The organism is Shewanella sp. 30m-14, assembly GCF_052977125.1.
Window position 1 is genome coordinate 43582 of sequence record NZ_JBRILW010000017.1, and the last position, 19558, is coordinate 63139.

Annotated in this window: 14 protein-coding genes; 10 read left to right on the plus strand and 4 right to left on the minus strand. The window is 42.9% G+C overall.

Translation table 11 applies throughout. From position 1 onward, the window contains the following. Positions 1 to 37: 37 nt before the first annotated feature. Both ACVBIU_RS13455 and ACVBIU_RS13460 read left to right on the plus strand, forming a co-directional pair. The gene (locus tag ACVBIU_RS13455; protein WP_447159906.1) at positions 38 to 1033 is read left to right on the plus strand and encodes a lytic murein transglycosylase; all 996 of its coding nucleotides are present in this window, start codon (positions 38 to 40) and stop codon (positions 1031 to 1033) included. A gap of 274 nt (positions 1034 to 1307) precedes the next feature. After that, positions 1308 to 1748, plus strand: a complete 441-nt coding sequence (locus tag ACVBIU_RS13460) for a YcgN family cysteine cluster protein (RefSeq protein ID WP_447164066.1) — start codon at positions 1308 to 1310, stop codon at positions 1746 to 1748. 117 nt (positions 1749 to 1865) lie between these two features. On the opposite strand, the gene dsbB is transcribed toward ACVBIU_RS13460, so the two are convergent. Next, positions 1866 to 2375: a disulfide bond formation protein DsbB gene (gene dsbB, locus ACVBIU_RS13465; RefSeq protein WP_447164067.1), complete on the minus strand. Its 510-nt coding sequence runs from the start codon at positions 2373 to 2375 to the stop codon at positions 1866 to 1868. Between the two features lie 91 nt (positions 2376 to 2466). Further along, positions 2467 to 4053 carry a sodium/proton antiporter NhaB gene (gene nhaB / locus ACVBIU_RS13470; protein WP_447159903.1) on the minus strand — a complete coding sequence of 529 codons (1587 nt, stop codon included), beginning with the start codon at positions 4051 to 4053 and terminating at the stop codon, positions 2467 to 2469. A gap of 302 nt (positions 4054 to 4355) precedes the next feature. Between nhaB and fadR the strand changes: the two genes are divergently transcribed. Beyond that, positions 4356 to 5075 carry a fatty acid metabolism transcriptional regulator FadR gene (gene fadR, locus ACVBIU_RS13475; protein WP_447159902.1) on the plus strand — a complete coding sequence of 240 codons (720 nt, stop codon included), beginning with the start codon at positions 4356 to 4358 and terminating at the stop codon, positions 5073 to 5075. 91 nt (positions 5076 to 5166) lie between these two features. On the opposite strand, the gene ACVBIU_RS13480 is transcribed toward fadR, so the two are convergent. Both ACVBIU_RS13480 and ACVBIU_RS13485 read right to left on the minus strand, forming a co-directional pair. Beyond that, positions 5167 to 9243: a translocation/assembly module TamB domain-containing protein gene (locus tag ACVBIU_RS13480; RefSeq protein WP_447164068.1), complete on the minus strand. Its 4077-nt coding sequence runs from the start codon at positions 9241 to 9243 to the stop codon at positions 5167 to 5169. Beyond that, positions 9240 to 11066 (minus strand): autotransporter assembly complex protein TamA, encoded by a 1827-nt coding sequence (locus ACVBIU_RS13485; protein WP_447160016.1) that lies wholly within the window; start codon positions 11064 to 11066, stop codon positions 9240 to 9242. Before ACVBIU_RS13485 ends, ACVBIU_RS13480 begins: the two co-directional genes overlap by 4 nt. A gap of 173 nt (positions 11067 to 11239) precedes the next feature. Here ACVBIU_RS13485 and ACVBIU_RS13490 point away from each other — a divergent pair, with 173 nt between their 5' ends. The 7 genes from ACVBIU_RS13490 to ACVBIU_RS13520 all read left to right on the plus strand — a co-directional run bounded on the left by ACVBIU_RS13490 (position 11240) and on the right by ACVBIU_RS13520 (position 19558). Beyond that, a complete protein-coding gene (locus tag ACVBIU_RS13490) occupies positions 11240 to 12286 on the plus strand; it encodes an isoaspartyl peptidase/L-asparaginase family protein (protein ID WP_447164069.1) in 1047 nt (348 codons plus the stop codon). Positions 12287 to 12651: 365 nt separating this feature from the next. Continuing rightward, positions 12652 to 13020 carry a hypothetical protein gene (locus ACVBIU_RS13495; protein WP_447159900.1) on the plus strand — a complete coding sequence of 123 codons (369 nt, stop codon included), beginning with the start codon at positions 12652 to 12654 and terminating at the stop codon, positions 13018 to 13020. 288 nt (positions 13021 to 13308) lie between these two features. Continuing rightward, positions 13309 to 13764, plus strand: a complete 456-nt coding sequence (gene gpt, locus ACVBIU_RS13500; protein WP_447164070.1) for a xanthine phosphoribosyltransferase — start codon at positions 13309 to 13311, stop codon at positions 13762 to 13764. A gap of 263 nt (positions 13765 to 14027) precedes the next feature. Beyond that, positions 14028 to 14444 (plus strand): CBS domain-containing protein, encoded by a 417-nt coding sequence (locus ACVBIU_RS13505; protein ID WP_447159897.1) that lies wholly within the window; start codon positions 14028 to 14030, stop codon positions 14442 to 14444. A gap of 209 nt (positions 14445 to 14653) precedes the next feature. Then, entirely contained in the window at positions 14654 to 18535 is a 3882-nt protein-coding gene (gene hrpA, locus ACVBIU_RS13510; protein ID WP_447164071.1) for an ATP-dependent RNA helicase HrpA, read from the plus strand. A 567-nt stretch (positions 18536 to 19102) separates the two neighbouring features. Next, entirely contained in the window at positions 19103 to 19261 is a 159-nt protein-coding gene (locus ACVBIU_RS13515) for a periplasmic nitrate reductase, NapE protein (RefSeq protein WP_012155661.1), read from the plus strand. 39 nt (positions 19262 to 19300) lie between these two features. Continuing rightward, entirely contained in the window at positions 19301 to 19558 is a 258-nt protein-coding gene (locus ACVBIU_RS13520) for a chaperone NapD (RefSeq protein WP_447159895.1), read from the plus strand.

Here is a 19558-nt window from a genome sequence, read left to right on the forward strand (position 1 = left end):
GGGTTAATGCCATAAAAGATGTAACACAAGGGGTATTATGGTTTTTGGAAAACATGTTCTAGCACTGGCTTGCTGTTTAAGTTTGTCGCCTAACGTCGTCAGTGCGGCAAGTGAGCCTAAAGGTAGTTTTAGTGATTACGTTAACTCGCTACAACAAGATGCCATTGATAAAGGCATCAGTAAACAAACGATAGATGATGTTTTTCCAAAAATTAAATTGTTTAAAAAAGCGATGGTAACTGGACAAAACCAGACTGAAGGCCCTGTTACGCTTGAAACCTATCTCCCCAAAGCCGTGCCGCAATCAACTGTTGATGCGGCGCGTGCTTTGTATAAACAACATTATCCTGAACTTGAGAAAATGGGTCAACGTTATGGTGTGCAGCCACGCTTCATTGTGGCGTTATGGGGCGTAGAGTCTAACTTCGGTCAATTGCGCGGTGAGTTCCCTGTTTTATCGGTAACCGCATCGTTAGCCTATGAAGGGCACAAAGAAGACTTTTATCGTAAAGAGTTCTTTGCCGCATTAAAAATTGCACAGCGTGACGATATTGGATTTTCTGAATTAAAAGCCTCGTGGACTGGCGCAATGGGCAAAACTCAGTTTATGCCTAGCTCGTATCTTGCCTATGCTCAAGATGGTGATGGGGACGGTAAGAGGGATATATGGAATAACATCAGTGATGCATTTGCATCTACTGCTTATTATCTTCAGCAAGCTGGTTGGAAAGAGTCTGAAACCTGGGGTCGGCAAGTTCAGCTACCTAAGTCATTTGAAGCAAGTCTTGCAGACTTAAAGATAAAGAAAAGCTTTAATCAATGGCAGGAACTTGGCGTGCGCCGTTTTGATGGTAGTGATTTACCTAAGCGCGATGATATGCAGATATCACTGGTGATGCCTGATGGGGAAAAAGGGCGTAAGTACCTGGTTTATGATAACTATCGCGGTTTACTACGTTGGAATGACTCAGATTACTTTGCTATTACTGTCGCTTATCTTTCAGAGAGAATTAAGTACCCGGCGATCATTTAAGCATTCACTTAAACGGTAAAAGAGAGATTTTATCGTGGTTGTTTGTTATCACCTCCGCGCTAGGCCCATATTTACGCTAACTTTGCCGTTAACTCGGCAGCGTTAGCGCTAATAATCCTTTTAAGGATACGCAGTATCTTTTCTAATCATAATCACAGATTTTAATAATAAGCCCATCTAAAAGGTGTAAGTAGGGCAATGCCCTAGTGCGAATGACAGCCATAGCGTTGTATAATAGCCAGCTAACTGATTTGGATGAGTGAATGATTTAAGCATGGCGTTTTGGAATGAAAAAACCTTAGCACAGATGACGACCGAAGAGTGGGAGTCATTATGTGATGGTTGTGGTAAGTGTTGCCTAAATAAATTGATTGACGACGAAACTGAGCAACTTTATTACACGAATGCCGCTTGTCAGTTACTCGATAATAAAGTGGGCCATTGTCAGAATTACGATCAACGCTTTAGCTTTGTGCCATCGTGTACCAAAGTCACCGTTGACAATATCGCGTCGTTAACTTGGTTGCCCGATAGCTGTGCATATCGTCGCCTGTTTTTGGGGCGAGAATTGCCTACTTGGCATCCTTTAAAAACGGGCTCGAAAGAGGCGATGATTTTAGCGGGAATGTCGGTAGCTGGTAAGGTAACGTGTGAAACTAAGATCCGAGATATTGAAGGTCACATAGTGCTTTGGCCAATGAAAGATGTTGATTAATACTCAGGTATCAATATCTATATAAATAATAAAAACGCTCTAATAGAGCGTTTTTGCTTTGTAAGCCTGCATTATAGCAGTCAGTATAAAGAATTACTGATAGGAGCGCCTAGGTAGCTAGATTGACTTCTTTAATGATGGGATGATAAAAATCAGTAAAGCGAGCAGGTAGCCGCTAAATGCCACAATCATCCATTGCCCCATAGTGACGCCCATAAACTCCCATGGAATATCAGTACACATGCCTGTAGGCATAAAGATAGCAGGTAACCATTCATGAAGTGGTAGCCAAGTTGGAAATTCAGGTAGATATGAGCAGGTTGCAAAAGGAGAGGGATTCATCTGCATTTCGACAAGCTCCAGCGCTAACTTTAACCCCCAAGCCGCGCTAACCCCCCAAACAATAACTCCGAGCGCACGAGCGATACGTGAGCGATGACCGATAGTACCAATTAGGCCTGCAAAGACGACTCCAAATACTGCAACGCGCTGATAAATACACATAACACAGGGATCAAGTTTCATGATGTGTTGAAAAAAGAGCGCGGCAAGCTCAAGTGCAACAGCTGAGAGCATTAAGGTTAGCCAAGCTGTTCTTGAGTGGGAAAAACGAATTAGTGCATTCAACGATAAAGTCTCCATTGCAAATAAAAAACGCCCTATTGAATAGGGCGTTTTATATGACTAACTATTTAAAAAATAGTTCAAATAATGCTTATCAATGTGCTGATATTACACCATCCGCCGCTGCTTGAGCAGAGTGGTGGATTAACATTTGACTGTCATAAAAATACTGAGTCATCTGTTCTAGGCCACCTAATTGAATTGCCAGCACACCTACGATAGACAATACGATAGTGTACGGCAATGCCATCCACACCATTCTGCCGTACGAAAGGCGAATAAGCGGTGCAATCGCAGAGGTCAGTAGGAATAGGAACGCAGCTTGACCATTTGGTGTTGCAACAGAAGGTAGGTTAGTACCGGTGTTAATAGCAACAGCAAGTAGATCGAACTGATCACGAGTGATTTGGCCGTTAAGTAGCGCAGCTTTCACTTCGTTAATGTAAACCGTACCAACGAATACGTTGTCACTTACCATCGACAATAGACCGTTAGCAATGTAGAAAATGACTAACTGAGTGTTGCCTTCATAGCTTAGTGCCCATTGGATTACTGGTGCGAACAGCTGCTGATCAATAATGACTGCAACGATAGCAAAGAAAACCGCTAATAGTGCTGTAAATGGCAGAGCTTCTTCGAATGCTTTACCCAGTGCGTGTTCATTAGTGATACCGTTAAATGCTGTTGCAAGAATGATAACAGATAGACCGATTAGACCAACAGAAGCTAAGTGCAGTGCAAGACCTGCGATTAACCACACACCAATAAGTGCCTGAATAAGTAATTTAACTTTATCGTGTTTAGTACGGTTAGCATCTTCATGAGCATCGTAATCAGATAAGATCTTATGAACTGCCTCAGGCAGCTGTTGACCGTAGCCAAAGACTTTGAACTTCTCAACTAAGAAACAAGTCGTAATACCAGCAAAGAATACAGGTACTGTCACTGGAGACATGCGGATAGCAAATTCAGCAAATTGCCAGTTTGCCTGGGCTGCAATGATCAGGTTTTGTGGCTCGCCAACCATAGTACAAACACCACCAAGAGCGGTACCCACACCAGCATGCATCAGCAAGTTACGTAAGAAACCTCGGAAAGACTCGAGTTCTTCTTGACATAGCTGCTCATGGCCATCAGATGTATGATCATGACTATCGCCAAAAGTTTTACCCGACGCTACCTTGTGGTAAATAGAGTAGAAACCGACAGCGACGGTAATGATAACTGCGATAACAGTTAGTGCATCTAAGAAAGCAGACAAAAATGCCGATGCCATACAGAACATCATCGATACAGCAACTTTTGAGCGAACCTTAGTAATCATCTTGGTAAAGACAAAAAGTAGCAGCTGCTTCATGAAGTAAATACCGGCGACCATAAAGACCAGCAGTAACACTACTTCAAGGTTTGCTTCGATTTCATGTAGCACTTGGCTCGGCGAAGTCATGCCGATAGCCACAGCTTCAATCGCTAATAATCCACCCGGTTGTAATGGGTAGCACTTAAGGGCCATAGCTAAGGTGAAAATAAATTCAACAACTAACAGCCAGCCTGCAATAAACGGGTTAAAGTAAAATACGATTGGGTTGATCACCAAAAACGATATGATCGCGAGTTTGAACCACTTAGGTGAATTACCCAAGAAGTTGTCAAGAAACGCCCGACTCATTGTCACAGGCATGGAATCCTCTCTATTGATTTTTTATAGTTTCTAGTAGCCAAAATGGTTGAATTTTCTACTAGAGATAAATAAGCCAATGCTAAAGGTAAAACCTTTTCGATAACTTAAAAAGCCCCTAATGACGAAACAGCTATCTATATCAAAAAAATATCACTTAAACTGAACTGTTAGCGCAAAAAGTGAGCGGTTCGACAGCTTTATTTCGCTAGTCATCGTCTAATAAGCCTGTTTTAGTTTTCATTTCCTACCGCTCTGGTATGATCAGTCACAGAACAACACTAATAATCGGATAGAGTAGGCTTATGATCATCAATGCCAAAGGCCCTGCAAGCTTTGCAGAGAAGTATATTGTACGATCCATTTGGGAAAATAAGTTTCCTCCAGGCTCTATTCTGCCCGCTGAACGTGAGCTTTCAGAATTGATTGGTGTCACCCGTACGACATTGCGTGAAGTACTGCAGCGTTTGGCTCGAGACGGATGGCTTACGATTCAGCACGGTAAACCAACCCGTGTTAATAATTTCTGGGAAACGTCAGGACTAAACATTCTAGAGACGATTGCTGATCTTAACCCGGATGGTTTTCCTGAATTAGTAGACCAGTTGCTGTCTGCGAGAAGCAGTGTCAGTGCAATTTATTTTAGAGGTGCTATTCGCAATAGTCCTGATAAAGCAGTTGCAGCACTGGCGACGATTAATGAGCTTGAAGATACTGCTCAGGCCTATGCGGATTTCGATTACGAACTACAGCACACCTTAGCATTTTCGTCAGGTAATCCACTTTATGTTTTAATCCTAAATGGATTTAAAGGCTTATATAGCAGAGTGGGGCGTTACTATTTCTCAAGTGCTGAAGCACGAGCATTGGCGATGGATTTTTATAAGCAGTTGCAGCAACTTGCTATCGATAAAAATTACACTGATGTACCTGCGTTAATGCGCACTTATGGTATTAATAGTGGCGTTATGTGGCAGAGCCTACGTGATGACATGCCAAAAGAACTGGGTCAATCAGATACCTAGAATGTCACGTATATCAAATTAATTAAAAAGCCATCGTAACGATGGCTTTTTGCTTTTAGTATTAACTGAGCAACAGATAGTGATTATTGGGCTACAGGTCAAAGCGGTAATAGAGATCGAGAGACTGCTCAATGGAGCCTGACACACTTTCTAGGTACAATTGCGATAACAGGTAGTATCTAACTGTCATTTCATAACCTGGGTTAAATACGCCAACACCATATTTGATCATCAGTTTGTCACCGATAAAGCCACTGATAGCGAAGCGACCATCATCATTTGCATCGAGTTGCACATTAGAGAAGCCAATCTTCTCAATAATGCTGGTGGCGGTATTACCTATGTTACCAATAGCGCCGCCGTCAATTTGACTGCTCAATGAAAGGGCGGCTCCCATCATTAAGCCGCTATTTTGATCTATGCTGTTGTCACTCAACCCAGTCCCTCTGACAATATAGTTGAGAATTTCAGCCTGCTCTTTGGCAGGATTTGAAAATAGATTAACAATGGGTTTCATCGGGGTGCCGGTGATGCGCACGCCTGCAACAACATCTTCATCCTTAATGACTCTAACCGCTTCAATATTAAGGTTTGGCACGTCAATAGGACCAACAAACTGCATTTCGCCTGCTCGTATTTGTAGAGTTTGCCCCATAAATTTGTAATTGCCGTCGACGACCTTGATTTCTCCAAATAGTAAAGGAGGTCTAAAAGGATCTTGTTTTAATTCTAACTGACCTTGCAGTTTACCTGTTAACCCCATGCCATCGACGCGTAGATTATTGCCAACATTCAAGTTTACTTGGGCTGACACGGCGAGCGGTGATACTTTTGCTTGCTCAGATGCCTGGCTGTCGGTAAAGACGACATCTTTTGAAAGGGCAACACCGCCTTCTGGCAGTTGTACTATGGTTATGTGCCCTGATGGCACATTGATATCACCACTAATATCGAAAGAATGATCGGTGAATTTTACTTGTAAATCCGTTCCTACATTTAAAATAGCAAGCGGCGGTTGGATCACGGCTAAGTCTTTACCCTTTAAACCGAAAGAACCTTTGAGCTTTTGTTGTGCCCAATCTAGCTGGCCGTCGACGTAGGCTTTCCCTTTGCCCATTTTGAGTTCGCCATCAATTTTTGCTTTTTTGCCCGAAAAGATAAAATCGAGATCGATATCTTCTAATAATGTCGGGTTTGCTGTAGCCATGATTGACCCCTTATTGAGTGATACTTCACCTGATACTTGAGGTTCGTTTAAGCTACCGCTTATTTGCAATTTACTTGAGATTTGTCCTTCGAGGACTTCAAGCTCAGGTAGTAATTCAGCTAAAGCTTGTAAGTTAATTTGTTGTAGCGACAGTTGTCCCTGCATTTTTCTATCAGGGCTGACATTAATCGCCAGATTGGCATCCATACTGGCAATGTCGTGGGATTCCAGAGACAGTGAGCTAACCAGCTGCTTTTCATCTAAACGGCTACGTAGCAGTAGCGACTTATAGCCAATAGCGACATCACTATTATTGGTTGCTTTAAAGTCGATATGGCCTTGTGATAGCGATAATTCTACATTGCCGGTGGGCTTTTTATCTTCAAACCATTGTAAGTTTGAGGTTAATGTCGCTGGGCCTTTCCAATCAAGGCTTTCAGGTAACCAAGGTTCGACTAAGACGCCAAGATCACCAACAAATTCGATTCCAGCCTGGCCAGTTAGGCCGAGTTGAATTGGCATCTTTGCACATAATTGCCCACCGATGTGGGACAGGCAAAATGGTGCGATGTTGCCTTCATTTTTATCTAAACTATATTCAGCAGTCATCGGTGCTTCAAGGCTAATATCACCGAGTTTAGAATTTAGTGAAAGCCGATTAACCCGCGCGTTAATACGTTGTTTAAGCTCGTTGTACTGACTGCTAATATCCGTTGTCAGTTTAACATCGCCATCTGATTTGAGAGTGAGTGACTGTTGGATTAAATCCCCCTCTGTGTTTACCACGATACTGGAGAGGTCGAGTTCTTGGTAGCTAAACTCTTGCAAGTTGAGTGCAGCCTTAAAAGCTTGATTATCGAATGGTTTGTAGTGTCCAGCTAGCGACAAATTTGCAAGCTCTAGCGCTAAAAACTGCAGTTCGTTAGCATTGAGCGAGACCGCAATATCGGGATGTTCGTTTTCACCCGATACATTAATATCTGCGTTAATGGTCCCTTTGGCGTCAGGCTGCCATAGACTTAAATTGGGCACATTAAGCTCTCCAGTCAACGCCCAGCGCTTATCGACTTCTCCTTGGATAAATAGTCGGCTCTTTAAAGCAGTAACATTGAGGCCATCAGAGCTTAAATACCATTTATTGTTAATGGCGATCCCGCCGTCAACATTGAGCGGGTAATGCATAACATGCCCACTAAGGTTAGCTTGTTCAATATCGATAGACCAAGTCTTGTCGGCGAGGCTGAACTTACCGCTAGTATTTAAAGGGCCAGTAATATCACTGTTAGGCAAGACTTGGCTCTGTGTTACTTTTAGCTGACTAATATCGAAGTTTTGCGCAGCAACTTTGGCGTCCCAACTTAATTGCTCACCATATTTAAATTGGCCTTGTAGGATGACTGAGCCAAGGACGTCGTTATAAGCGTGTAGCTTTTCAATATCAACACGACTATTAGCGTGTTTCAGTACAGCGTCAATGTCGAGCGTTGGTTGGTAGTTTGAGGAGAATAAACTTCTCATCGTTACTCTTTGAGTGCCTAAGTCGCCTTGGCTGGTGAGCGTAATATTGGCGGCACTATACTCAGCGTCTTTTAGTGGCCATTGTAACTTTTTAGCGTTCAAACTTAGTTGGTAGGGAATATTTGGCTTAGTGAGGTCGATTGTCGAGTTGATGTCGAAACTGAATTGACCGCTACCGACGATATGGCTTGTAAGATCCTTAAAGCCTTGCTTGACGGTAATGTTGACGTTTTGTTTTTCAAGTCCTGGCAATTCAGTGACTTGGTGAAGTGATATGGAGGACTTTATATCCATTGGATAATCGTCAATAAGCGACATTTGTCCTATAAGGCTAACGTCACCGTAACTGTGGCTAGCTTTAAAATCATCAATATTGATCAAAAACTGTTGGTAGCTGCCACTTAAGTGCAGGTGGCTAAAATGATCTTTACGCGGCCCAAGCACTAAGTCACCATTGTCGATATTTAAGGCTTCAACAAAGACTGGAATAGGCATAAATACTGGTGGAAGATTTGCCATAGCCCAATCTTCAGTCGCTTTATTTATATCTGGATTTGTCTGTTTTGCTTTGGTTTTGTTGCTCTCTTTCGGCGAGATAGTCGTGGTCAGTGCTTGTTCCGGTGTGGTCTCTTCGAAAGGAATAGAGACAAGTAAGCCTTCAGAATAAATGGAGCTTGCACGGATCCCCGTTGCAAGCCACTCGGCACTTAAATTGAGCTGATTGGCGTTAAAGTCCATATCATTCACGCGAACAGTGACGTTTTGTAGGGCTCCGCTGACTAAGGTAATCGCAAATGGCAGAGTGATCTCTTGGTTTTCTGTTTCATCACTCTTAGTTTTATCGGGTTCAGTTTCATTGCTCTTAGTGTTACTGCGCTCAGTTGAATCACTCTGTGTTGAACCAGTTGTAAGGGCGTTATTATTGACGTTGCTGGCAAGGGTATTAGGGGCAGCGGTTAACGATGAGTTCTGGATATGGTCATTGTTAAGTGCGAGCTCTGTCTTAGCTTGTGTTGGGGATTCTTCACCAAGAAGTGCAGTGTCTATTTCAACATTGACTTTTGAGCTAGTTAACTGCTCTACGCAAAGTTGTTTTTGCATTAAGCACATGGGATTCCAAGCAAGCACCAGATCTGAGATCTCTACTTTAACGCCATGCATTTGCCAAGCGGCATAATTGAGTTCAAGTTGGCGGTTAATTTGACCTGACTTGTAATCAAGTTCCAAATCAGGCACCAAGGTGTCGGCCAACTTTACCGCAATATGACTGCCAAACTGTGTACCAATTAATATTGCGGCGCAGACTAAAATAAGCAGTGGCGTGTAAATAATCACCCGACTTATTCGTTTAAACCAACGCCATACTCTAGCTTTCAAACTGAGTTTATTTGCTGCTGGTTGCTGGGGGAATGTGGTTTGTGACTGTTGTTCAGAAGTCGTCATAACACCGACCCCATAGTGATATGAATTCGCCAAGGGCGACTAATAGTATCAGTCTCTTTCAAACCGATACCGATATCGAGTTTAACGGGGCCGATAGGTGAGATCCAATGAATACCTGCACCGACGGAAGTCACAAGTTCTACTTGGTTAACGTCAAAAGCATTACCGGCATCGATAAATGTTGCAACCCGCCAATGTGGCGTTAAATAGTATTGATATTCCAAGCTGCCGACCATCAAGTAACGCCCACCAACAACCTCCCTGACAACTTCTCCTTCGGCATTAACACTGTCAATATAAGGGCCTAGCTCATTGTAACTATAACCACGAATACTTTGGTCTCCACCTGCAAAGTAACGTAATGAAGGCGGGATCTCTGCCAGTGAATTGTTACTGGTTAAGTTGGCTGCCATATCTAACCGGGAAACTATCCTGTGCTTTTCAAAAAATGTATCTATCCATATGAACTTGGACTGTAAACGTGCAAGCCTAACTTCCGAACCTAAATTAGGGTCGGCATATTCGAGACTATAGAATTGGAAGAAACCTGATTTCGGATCGAGAGAATTATCACCACGAACCGTTTTAGAGAGGCTAGTGCCAAATAAAACGTATCTAGGATCATAGTCAACCCCCGATTGAGTGTAGTTCTCGCTCATCACTTCGGCTGAATAGTTAAACAGCCATTTACTTTCAAGGCGTTGATGTCTTATCACCGCTAATACTGTTTTGGTCGATTCAAGTTGCCCGGTATTATTAAATTGGCGCTCGTCGGCATTGTATACCTGTGTAACACCATACTTGTCCCGTAGCATTCCAACTCGGATCTTTAACTGATCGTCAATGGGATGGGTGAGGGGGATAGTATAAGTCGTTAAAAACTTAGGTTTATCCGGTGACCACTCGGCAGTCGTTTCCTGTGAGTGACCATATTTATTAATTTGTGGGGTACGCCAAGTGACTCGTACTCTAGGTTCAAGATTGTTATCGACAGTGTTACCGATATCTGCACCTAGACCTAACTCTATTGAATGATAAGGTCGAGAGCTCAGTTCGACACGAATCGGAACTTGTAAGTCTTTTACTTGATCAACAAGAGGCAACACCTTGATATTAGAAAAGTAACCGGTATCTAACAGTTGTCTGTTTAATTGACCTAAATTAGCGGTGCTATAGGGGGCATCTAGTTTAAAAGGGATCAGCTGTTCTAAAATTTGTGGCTCTAAGGTAGAGCCTGTAAAACTGACTTTACCAATGTGATATCGCTTACCTGAGTCATAATAAAGTGAGATTTCTGCAGTGTTAAAGTCACGATTGACGGCGATTTGAGCTAAATCAAACTTACCATCAAAGTAGCCTCTAGCCAGAGCGAGAGTCAGTAGTTGAGACTTGATATCGTCGTAAGTACCTTGATTGAGTTTATCTCCAGGACGGATCGTTAATTGACTGAGCCATTTTTCAAAAATGGGGTCATTACGCATTTCACCTTTAACTTGAATATCAACCCAACTGATTAATGTCGGTGGTCCCGCATCAATATTAATCTTGAGCACCCAGGCTTTCTTTTCATTGTTGATGATCTGCTGGGATATTTTACTGTGGTAATAGCCCATAGAGTGCATCGCTGCGTTAATGTTATCTTCGGCGTTAAAGATATAGGCTCGGCGTTGTACGCTGGAGTCGGGTAAGGTGCCTAAGTGAGCTTGAACATTACGTGCAAGGCTTCCCTCAACACCTTTTATGTTAAGTGTTAACCAGTCATTTGCCTGGGCGGAAAACGTTGTTACTGTCAGAGTGACAAGTATCAAGATTAAGCTCAGCATTCGGATTAAACTTATCAACAAAATTAGACTCTTATTATTAGGACAGCCTATTGTCACTAGAATAGTGCACTCAAGCAAGTTGCTGATTGTAATTATGGCCGAAAATAGTTACAAAGAGAGCAAATAAATATAATTGGGTGCGGTTTGTGAAGTATCAGTCGTTCAGTTCTACAATGTTAGTTGTTTTATCGTCATTCTTGTCTGTAAATGTGGTGGCCAGTGATAAACCATTCTCAATTGCGATTCATGGTGGTGCGGGCACTATTTCCAAGGCCAATTTAACCGCTGAGCAGCAAACTGCGTATCGGGAAAAATTACAACAAGCTGTGGATGCTGGCTATGATATTCTCGCTAAAGGTGGCGACAGTTTAGTTGCTGTTCGAGCGTCAATAAATATCCTAGAGAATAGCCCACTTTTTAATGCTGGACTTGGCGCTGTGTACACTTATGATGGCAGCCACGAAATGGATGCCTCTATCATGGACGGTAAAACCATGAATGCTGGGGCTGTCGCAGGGGTAAGACACATTAAAAACCCTATCGATTTGGCTGTAACCGTCATGGAGAAATCTCCCCATGTGATGCTTGCGGGTCAGGGCGCTGAAGAGTTTGCCTTAACTCAAGGCTTCACGTTAGTACCGGCTAATCACTTTGACACAGAAAGTCGTTATCAACAGTTAAAAACTGCCAAAGGAAAAATCCAAAAAGCGGAGTCGAATCCAGATTATCAAGCCAGTACTGGCGCTAATATGCACCATAATTATCAGCAAAGCGCCCTTGATTACAGTGAGTTTGACTATAAATTTGGCACGGTAGGCGCAGTAGCCTTAGATCAAGACGGTAACCTTGCAGCCGGCACCTCTACGGGCGGTATGACGGCTAAACGCTTTGGCCGTATTGGTGATTCGCCTGTGATAGGTGCGGGAACTTATGCTGAGAACGGTGTTTGCGCAGTCTCGGCAACGGGCCATGGTGAGTATTTTATACGTTACCACGTGGCAGGCGATATTTGTGCAAAAGTGAAATACCAAAACAAGTCCATTATTCAAGCGGCCGATGAAGTGATAAATCAACGTTTGATCACGGCTGGTGGCACAGGCGGTGTGATTGCAATCGATCAACGAGGTAATATCGCAACCCCTTTTAATACCGAAGGCATGTACCGAGCGACTCGAAAAAACAACGAACCTGCGCAAGTGATGATTTGGTCAGATCTTTAATGTGAAGTGATGTGCACGGAAGGTAAACATTTCCTATCGTGCACCTCTATTTACAATATTTTAAAGCGATGCAATATTATACCTATAGAGGGTTAAACCTAGAGAAAATAGCTAGAACAAGGGAGTTAGAACAAGGAAGCTAGAAAAAGGGATTTAGGTAAAGGGAAAAACGCGATGACTCACTTAAGAAACTCGCTCATAAATACCTACATAAATAAGTGACTGCTAAAGTGAGTGTTTGCTTAAACGAGTACGAGCTCAGATAAGCGAGTGTTTTAGTAAATAAGTACTTAAATAAATATTCACTAATGTAAAGAGCCACTAGCTTATATAATGTAGCTAGATTTTGACTGTTTAAGCATTTTATGACGAAGCAAACTATAGCTGTTGAAACCGCTCCTAAAACAGCTCCTACTCCTAATAAAGAGACTAAGCCCGATCGTGCCACGGCTATGCTAAACATTATTGAGCAGGTTAAGCAGGAGCTCCCATTATATGAACCTGAAACTTTTGTCTGCGGCCCAGATGGCAGCTGTATAGGTTGTCCGAAGAAACTCATAGAGTTAGTGGATAGCGAATTAAGCTACTGGGAGTCAGCAATATCAAATGGCAGAACCCCCCAATTTGATGAAATACGCCGCTTTGGAAAATTGTGCAGCAGTGTAAAGCGTGGCCTGGCCCGTAATGGTGTATTAGACAAATATCAACAATTAAAAAGTGCTGATCTAAAATAGCTTACCCATGCCTAGCAATTTTTAGCGCAAAATACTCATTTCCTAAACCTCGGCTCAACGTGTTTATAATCATGGCACCAACAAATTGATTAACAAATATCTATACAATGAGACCGATAGATTAACGCTTTGGCATTAACGCGAGTCGTTAGCTGATGTCCAATGACCCGTTAGTTAAAATATGTGAATTGGGTCACGAACTTATATTTGTATGGTTTTGAATAAAAAGCCAAAATGCCGCGCAATCTCTTTCCCCTAAAATAGCGTATTCGCATAAAAAGGTTGCACATGAGCAAGAAATTTCTGATCACTTGGGATCAAATGCAAGGTTATACCCGTGAGTTGGCTGAGCGCCTGTTACCTGCACAGCAGTGGAAAGGCATTATTGCAGTTAGCCGCGGTGGTTTAGTACCTGCAGCCATTTTGGCTCGTGAATTGGGCATTCGCCATGTCGATACGATCTGTATTTCAAGTTACGATCACGACCACCAAAGAGAAACGAAGATCATTAAGCAAGCGCCTGGCGATGGCGAAGGCTTTATTGTAATCGATGATCTTGTTGATAGTGGCTCAACGGCTAGAATCGTACGTGATATCTACCCTAAGGCTAAGTTTGTCACCGTTTGTGCAAAGCCTGCGGGTAAACCTTTGGTCGATGACTATATTGTCGATATCGCTCAAGATACCTGGATTGAGCAACCGTGGGACACTGGCGTAAGTTTCAGAGAGCCACTTTGTAAATAGCTCAAGCTTATCGTTATTTTAAAACCGAGTTGATAACAACTCGGTTTTTTATTGCCCAAATCTTAGCTCACTAAGCATTCGTTTGTTTTTAATCAGTTACGTTTAAGTTCATTACAGTAATGCTTTCTATGGATAGTTTATTAATCGTTTTCTTTGTTATTCCTATGGAATTGCTTGTAACTGTTAATCTTATCTGTTTGATCCTGCCCTGAATTGGCAAATGTTAGCTAAACTAAAAAAGAGTAGCTAAATAGGGGACTGAAATGGATTCAATCAATGTAGAAGAACATATGGATCGCCAGCCAGTGTTGTTATCGCCTTCCATGTCACTAGCAACAGCAGTAGAACGTCTTTTGGATAACAAGAAACTGGGCGCCGCAGTGGTCGAAGATGATGGTCGGTTAGTGGGTTTTTTATCGCAGCAGGATTGCCTTGCTGTGATGCTCAAAAGTAGTTATCACTGCGATTTAACTGCAATCGTCAAAGATTGTATGCGTACCGATGTATTATCTGTGACTCCAAGCACCAGTGTATTGCAGTTAGCGGAGCAGATGTTAGGCCCTAAGCCAAAAGTATACCCGGTAATTGAAGATGGCAAAGTGGTTGGCACCATTAATCGGACCAATGTATTGCAGGCGATTAATACCTACATGCAGCAGTGTTATCTAACGCCAGCTTAAAAACTTTAGCACCGAGTTTATGGGTCTGTGATATTGAGAGTTGGCGGCATTGCGGACTCTCTTTTCGTTTTAGCGACAGATCATACCTCATTAGCTCAAAATCTGCCGAGTTAGCCTTACTAAGACAAAGTATTTTTAAGCCAGCTATACCAACATCCTGCGTTCCTTGCTAGGATCACTCTCCTTCGTCCTGGCTATGGAATTTGCACTTGAGTTCGCAACAGCATCCTTTATCTAACGCATTCTTAAAACACTGTTATGAAGCTGACGCCGCCAAAATTAGGCGTCGTCTTTTTAGGCTTAGAAAAGAGCCTGACTCAGAGGCAAAAACAGCCACTCTTGAACAGCTCGAGCTGTTAGCACTAGAGTCGCGTCAAAAAGTCGAACTGCGTTTGGCTAATCGCCCAAAAATCAGCTACCCAGATAGTTTACCTGTATCGCAAAAACGTGATGAGATCAGCAATGCGATTTCAGGCAATCAAGTGGTGATTGTCGCGGGCGAAACGGGCTCAGGTAAAACCACTCAGCTGCCTAAAATTTGTTTAGAACTGGGTTTAGGGTCTCGTGGCCTTATTGGTCACACCCAGCCGCGTCGATTGGCTGCGCGAAGTGTTGCTACGCGAATAGCTGAAGAGATGAATACACCTCTTGGTGAGGCGGTGGGCTTTAAAGTACGTTTTGCCGATGCGATTAATAATGACTCATATATTAAGTTAATGACTGACGGTATTTTGTTGGCTGAATTAACCAATGATAAATACCTCAACCAATATGACGCCATCATTATCGATGAGGCTCACGAGCGAAGCCTTAACATCGACTTTATCTTGGGCTATTTGAAAAACGTCTTAAGTAAACGTCCCGATCTTAAAGTGATTATTACCTCTGCAACCATCGATGTTGAGCGTTTTTCAAAGCACTTTAACAATGCCCCCGTGATTGAAGTCTCAGGACGTACTTATCCTGTTGAAACGCGATATCGCCCGTTGGTGCAAGACCAAGATGAGGATCTTGATCTTATTGAAGGTATTTTTGCCGCCACCGATGAACTGATAAATGAGGGTCTAGGCGATATCTTGATCTTTATGAACGGTGAGCGAGAAATTCGTGATGTTGCCGAGCAGCTAAACCGGCGTCAGTATCGCGATACAGAAATTTTGCCACTGTATGCGCGTTTGTCTTATGGCGAGCAATCAAAAGTCTTTAAGAGCCATGTGGGCCGTCGCATTGTACTTGCAACGAACGTCGCCGAAACCTCGTTAACGGTTCCGGGTATTCGTTATGTCATTGACCCGGGTACAGCGCGTATTAGCCGATATAGTTACCGCACCAAAGTACAGCGACTACCGATTGAACCTATCTCGCAAGCAAGTGCCAACCAACGACAGGGGCGTTGTGGTCGTGTCGCGCCAGGTATTTGTATTCGATTATATAGTGAAGATGATTTCATCTCACGCCCAGGCTTTACCGATCCTGAGATCCTACGGACCAACTTAGCCTCTGTTATTTTAAAGATGCTGTCGATTGGCCTTGGCGATATCGAGGGGTTCCCGTTTATTCAGCCACCTGATGCGCGCTACATTCGTGACGGCTTTATGTTGCTTGAAGAGTTACAGGCGGTAGTTAAGAAGAAAGATCAGCTAAGTTTAACACCACTTGGGCGTCAGCTTGCTCATATCCCTGTGGATCCGCGTCTTGCACGTATGGTGATTGAAGCGCAGCAAAATGGTTGCTTGCATGAATCACTGGTGATCACTGCGGGCCTATCTATTCAAGATCCACGCGAACGGCCAATGGACAAGAAGCAAGCGGCAGATCAGGCCCATAATCGCTTTAGTGATAAAGACTCAGACTTTGTTTCATGGCTAAACCTGTGGGATTACCTAAAGCAAAGCCAGAAAGAGTTGTCGAGTAGCCAGTTTAGAAAGCAGTGTAAGAGTGAGTTCCTCGCCTATTTACGCGTTCGTGAGTGGCAAGACCTTTACACCCAGCTCAGGCAAGCGACCCATGAGCTGAAATGGAAGCTAAATGCGCCGACTGAAGAGCTCAATTACGAAGCGTTGCATCGCTCATTACTGACAGGGTTACTGAGTCACATCGGCTTTAAAGATAAAGATAAAGAGTATTTAGGTGCGCGCAATCGTAAGTTTTTTGTGTTTCCAGGATCGCCGTTAGCGAAAAAAGGCCCTAAATGGATAATGGCAGCAGAGCTGACTGAAACCTCACGTTTATTTGCCCGTTGCTGCGCTAAAATTCAACCTGAGTGGGTTGAGCCTTTGGCTACGCACTTGGTGAAGAAGAACTATGTCGAGCCGCATTTTGAATCCAAGCTTGGCTCCGTAGTCGCGCTAGAAAACCAAGTGCTCTATGGCCTGCAAATAGTGAACCGTCGTAAGGTGCAATATGGCCCTGTGGAGCCGGTTGAAGCGCGCGAGATTTTTGTGCGCTCGGCACTTGCTGATGGTGAACTCAGAACTAACGAAGCTTTTTTCATAAAAAATCAAAAGTTGTTGTTAGATATTGAATCGCTAGAGCACAAATCACGTCGGCGTGACATTTTGGTAGACGAACAAGCTTTGTATGCGTTTTATGAGCCGAAAATCCCTGATGGCATTTACAATGCGCCTAAGTTTTTAAAGTGGTGGAAAGACGCTAAAAAGACTACGCCCGATCTATTGGATTTCGAACGTGAAACCTTGATGCAGCGTAGTAGTGATCATATCTCGCTATTGGATTTTCCTGAGAAATGGCATAAAGGTAATTTAATCCTCAAGGTGAGTTACCACTTTGAACCATCGACAGCCGATGATGGTGTCTCTGTGCATATTCCTGTCGCGTTGATCAACCAAGTCGATGAGACGGATTTTGACTGGATTGTACCAGGGCTGCGTGAAGAGAAATGCATCGCGCTAATTAAGTCTTTGCCTAAGGCGCTTCGACGTAACTTTGTGCCAGCACCTGACTATGCAAAGGCGTGTTTACAAGCGATGACGCCGTTTGAGTTGCCATTAATCGAGGCTATGTGTAAGCAACTGCTGCGAATGAGTGGTACCCGTATTTCGCCCGATGATTTTGACTCGACTCAGTTTGCTAAACACCTTTTAGTTAACTTTAAGGTTGAAGGTGACAAGGGGAAGTTGCTCGCTGAAGGGCGAGATTTAGAGACGTTAAAAGCGAGCATGCAGGGCCAAGTTGTAGAGGCTATTCGTCAAGTTGCTGACTCAGGTATTGAGAAAAAAGGACTTGAGCTATGGAGCTTTGGCGATCTACCTAAACAGTTTGAACAAAAGAAAGGTAACTTTGAAGTTAAAGCGTTTCCGGCACTGGTGGACGATAAAACATCGGTATCGATCAAATTATTTGATGACGAATTTGAAGCACAAAAACAGCATCGAATTGGTTTGCAACGTTTACTGTTACTCAATATTCCATCACCGGTAAAACATCTGCAGAAATCACTGCCAAATAAAGCCAAACTGGCGATGTATTTCAATCCCTTTGGCCAAGTGAATATCTTAATTGATGATATCTTGTCGGCAGCTGTGCAGCAGTTACTGGATGAGAAGGGCATTGATGTGCGCTCACAATCCGCCTTTACCGAGGCTAAGGATTGGGTTAGGCAAGAACTGAACCCGACAGCAGAAAAGATAGCGTTAAAAGTTGAAGAGATCTTAACGATTTTCAACCGCATCAAAAAGCGCCTTAAAGGTAAAATCAGCTTGGATATCGCTTTTGCGATGAGTGATATTCAAAGCCAATTAGACCAACTGGTGTTTAAAGGGTTTGTTGAGCAGTCTGGCTGGCAGCGTCTTGGTGATCTTAATCGTTACTTGAAAGGGATTGAAAATCGCTTAGAGAAGTTGCCGGTTGACCCAAATCGCGACAGGATCCACATGCACAGCATCAATAAGGTGCAAGAGGTACTTAAGGCGCAAATGGCAAAGTTGCCTAAATCTATGCCGGTACCAGATGAGCTGATAGAAGCGAGATGGATGATTGAAGAGTATCGAGTATCTTGTTTTGCACAGGTTTTAGGTACGGCTTATCCTATTTCGGAGAAGCGTATTTTGAACCAGATAGCGCAGGTATAAGTTAACTCAGTAGCACCTGATTAGCACTGAAAAACGCACGGCTCATAGTCGTGCGTTTTTTTATAGATAAAAGTCCGCTTCCCCATCGTTTTTGCCCCAGCTTTATTTTCTTGCTTCAACTCTGCTGCAATACGGTTGTCCATTCGCCTTTAACCACATCCCCTAATAGTCACCTGTACGTTATTTGCCCATTATTAAAATATGCTTAATACCTCTTAGTGAATACTTTGTTAAAAAACTAAGTGGTTTGTTCGATATTTAACCTGGTTTGCATCGTTATTTAGAATCTTATGAATAGCTTAATGAGTGGTTTTGTTGGTTAATTAATCGGTTTATGTGCTTAGGAAGGGTGTTCTTGATAATTCTGGTTTAAAAATGATGATCTAGATCAACTCGGGTATGGTTTTACCGAATTGTGGGTATACATAACATTGTTAACTTATTGATATCATTTTAAGCAAGATGAAAGTACATAGTGAATGGCTGTGATAGGTCGTTAATTTTCTAGCTTTAACCTAAATCAGTGCCCAATAAAAATGTTAAATAGCCCCACTTGCTGGAGGATTTATGAGTTCCACACCAAATGATGAGAAAAAACTAGAGTTTAGAATATTCATTTTTCTAACTGTGTTTCTCGCCCCACTTTTATCTGTTTTGCTTGTATCAGGCTTAGGCTTTGCGATTTGGTTTAGCCAAATTCTAACCGGTCCACCGGGTGCTGGTTAAACCCATAAAATTAAATATATAAATAAATGAGTGATATTGATGAGCATTGAACTTCACGTAACAAGCTTGGTACTCCAAGTGCAACCAGAGCAGATGTCCGAGGTTAGGCAAGCCATTATAAAAATGGCAAATGCAGATCTATCGGTCAATAACGAAGTTAAATTGGTCGTAGTGCTAGAAGGTGCAAGCCAGAAGTCATTAATGACAGATATCGAAACGATTAATGCTATCCCAGGTGTGCTATCGGCTGCAATGGTTTATCACCAAAGTGAAGTGCTTGAAGAGGGGAAACAATGA

Coding starts and splice junctions, on each gene's coding strand:
- ACVBIU_RS13485 (WP_447160016.1), bottom strand. CDS start 11,066: ATGCTGAGCTTAATCTTGATACTTGTCACTCTGACAGTAACAACGTTT.
- ACVBIU_RS13490 (WP_447164069.1), top strand. CDS start 11,240: ATGTTAGTTGTTTTATCGTCATTCTTGTCTGTAAATGTGGTGGCCAGT.
- gpt (WP_447164070.1), top strand. CDS start 13,309: ATGAGCAAGAAATTTCTGATCACTTGGGATCAAATGCAAGGTTATACC.
- ACVBIU_RS13455 (WP_447159906.1), top strand. CDS start 38: ATGGTTTTTGGAAAACATGTTCTAGCACTGGCTTGCTGTTTAAGTTTG.
- ACVBIU_RS13520 (WP_447159895.1), top strand. CDS start 19,301: ATGAGCATTGAACTTCACGTAACAAGCTTGGTACTCCAAGTGCAACCA.
- ACVBIU_RS13480 (WP_447164068.1), bottom strand. CDS start 9,243: ATGACGACTTCTGAACAACAGTCACAAACCACATTCCCCCAGCAACCA.
- ACVBIU_RS13495 (WP_447159900.1), top strand. CDS start 12,652: ATGACGAAGCAAACTATAGCTGTTGAAACCGCTCCTAAAACAGCTCCT.
- ACVBIU_RS13505 (WP_447159897.1), top strand. CDS start 14,028: ATGGATTCAATCAATGTAGAAGAACATATGGATCGCCAGCCAGTGTTG.
- nhaB (WP_447159903.1), bottom strand. CDS start 4,053: ATGCCTGTGACAATGAGTCGGGCGTTTCTTGACAACTTCTTGGGTAAT.
- ACVBIU_RS13460 (WP_447164066.1), top strand. CDS start 1,308: ATGGCGTTTTGGAATGAAAAAACCTTAGCACAGATGACGACCGAAGAG.
- ACVBIU_RS13515 (WP_012155661.1), top strand. CDS start 19,103: ATGAGTTCCACACCAAATGATGAGAAAAAACTAGAGTTTAGAATATTC.
- fadR (WP_447159902.1), top strand. CDS start 4,356: ATGATCATCAATGCCAAAGGCCCTGCAAGCTTTGCAGAGAAGTATATT.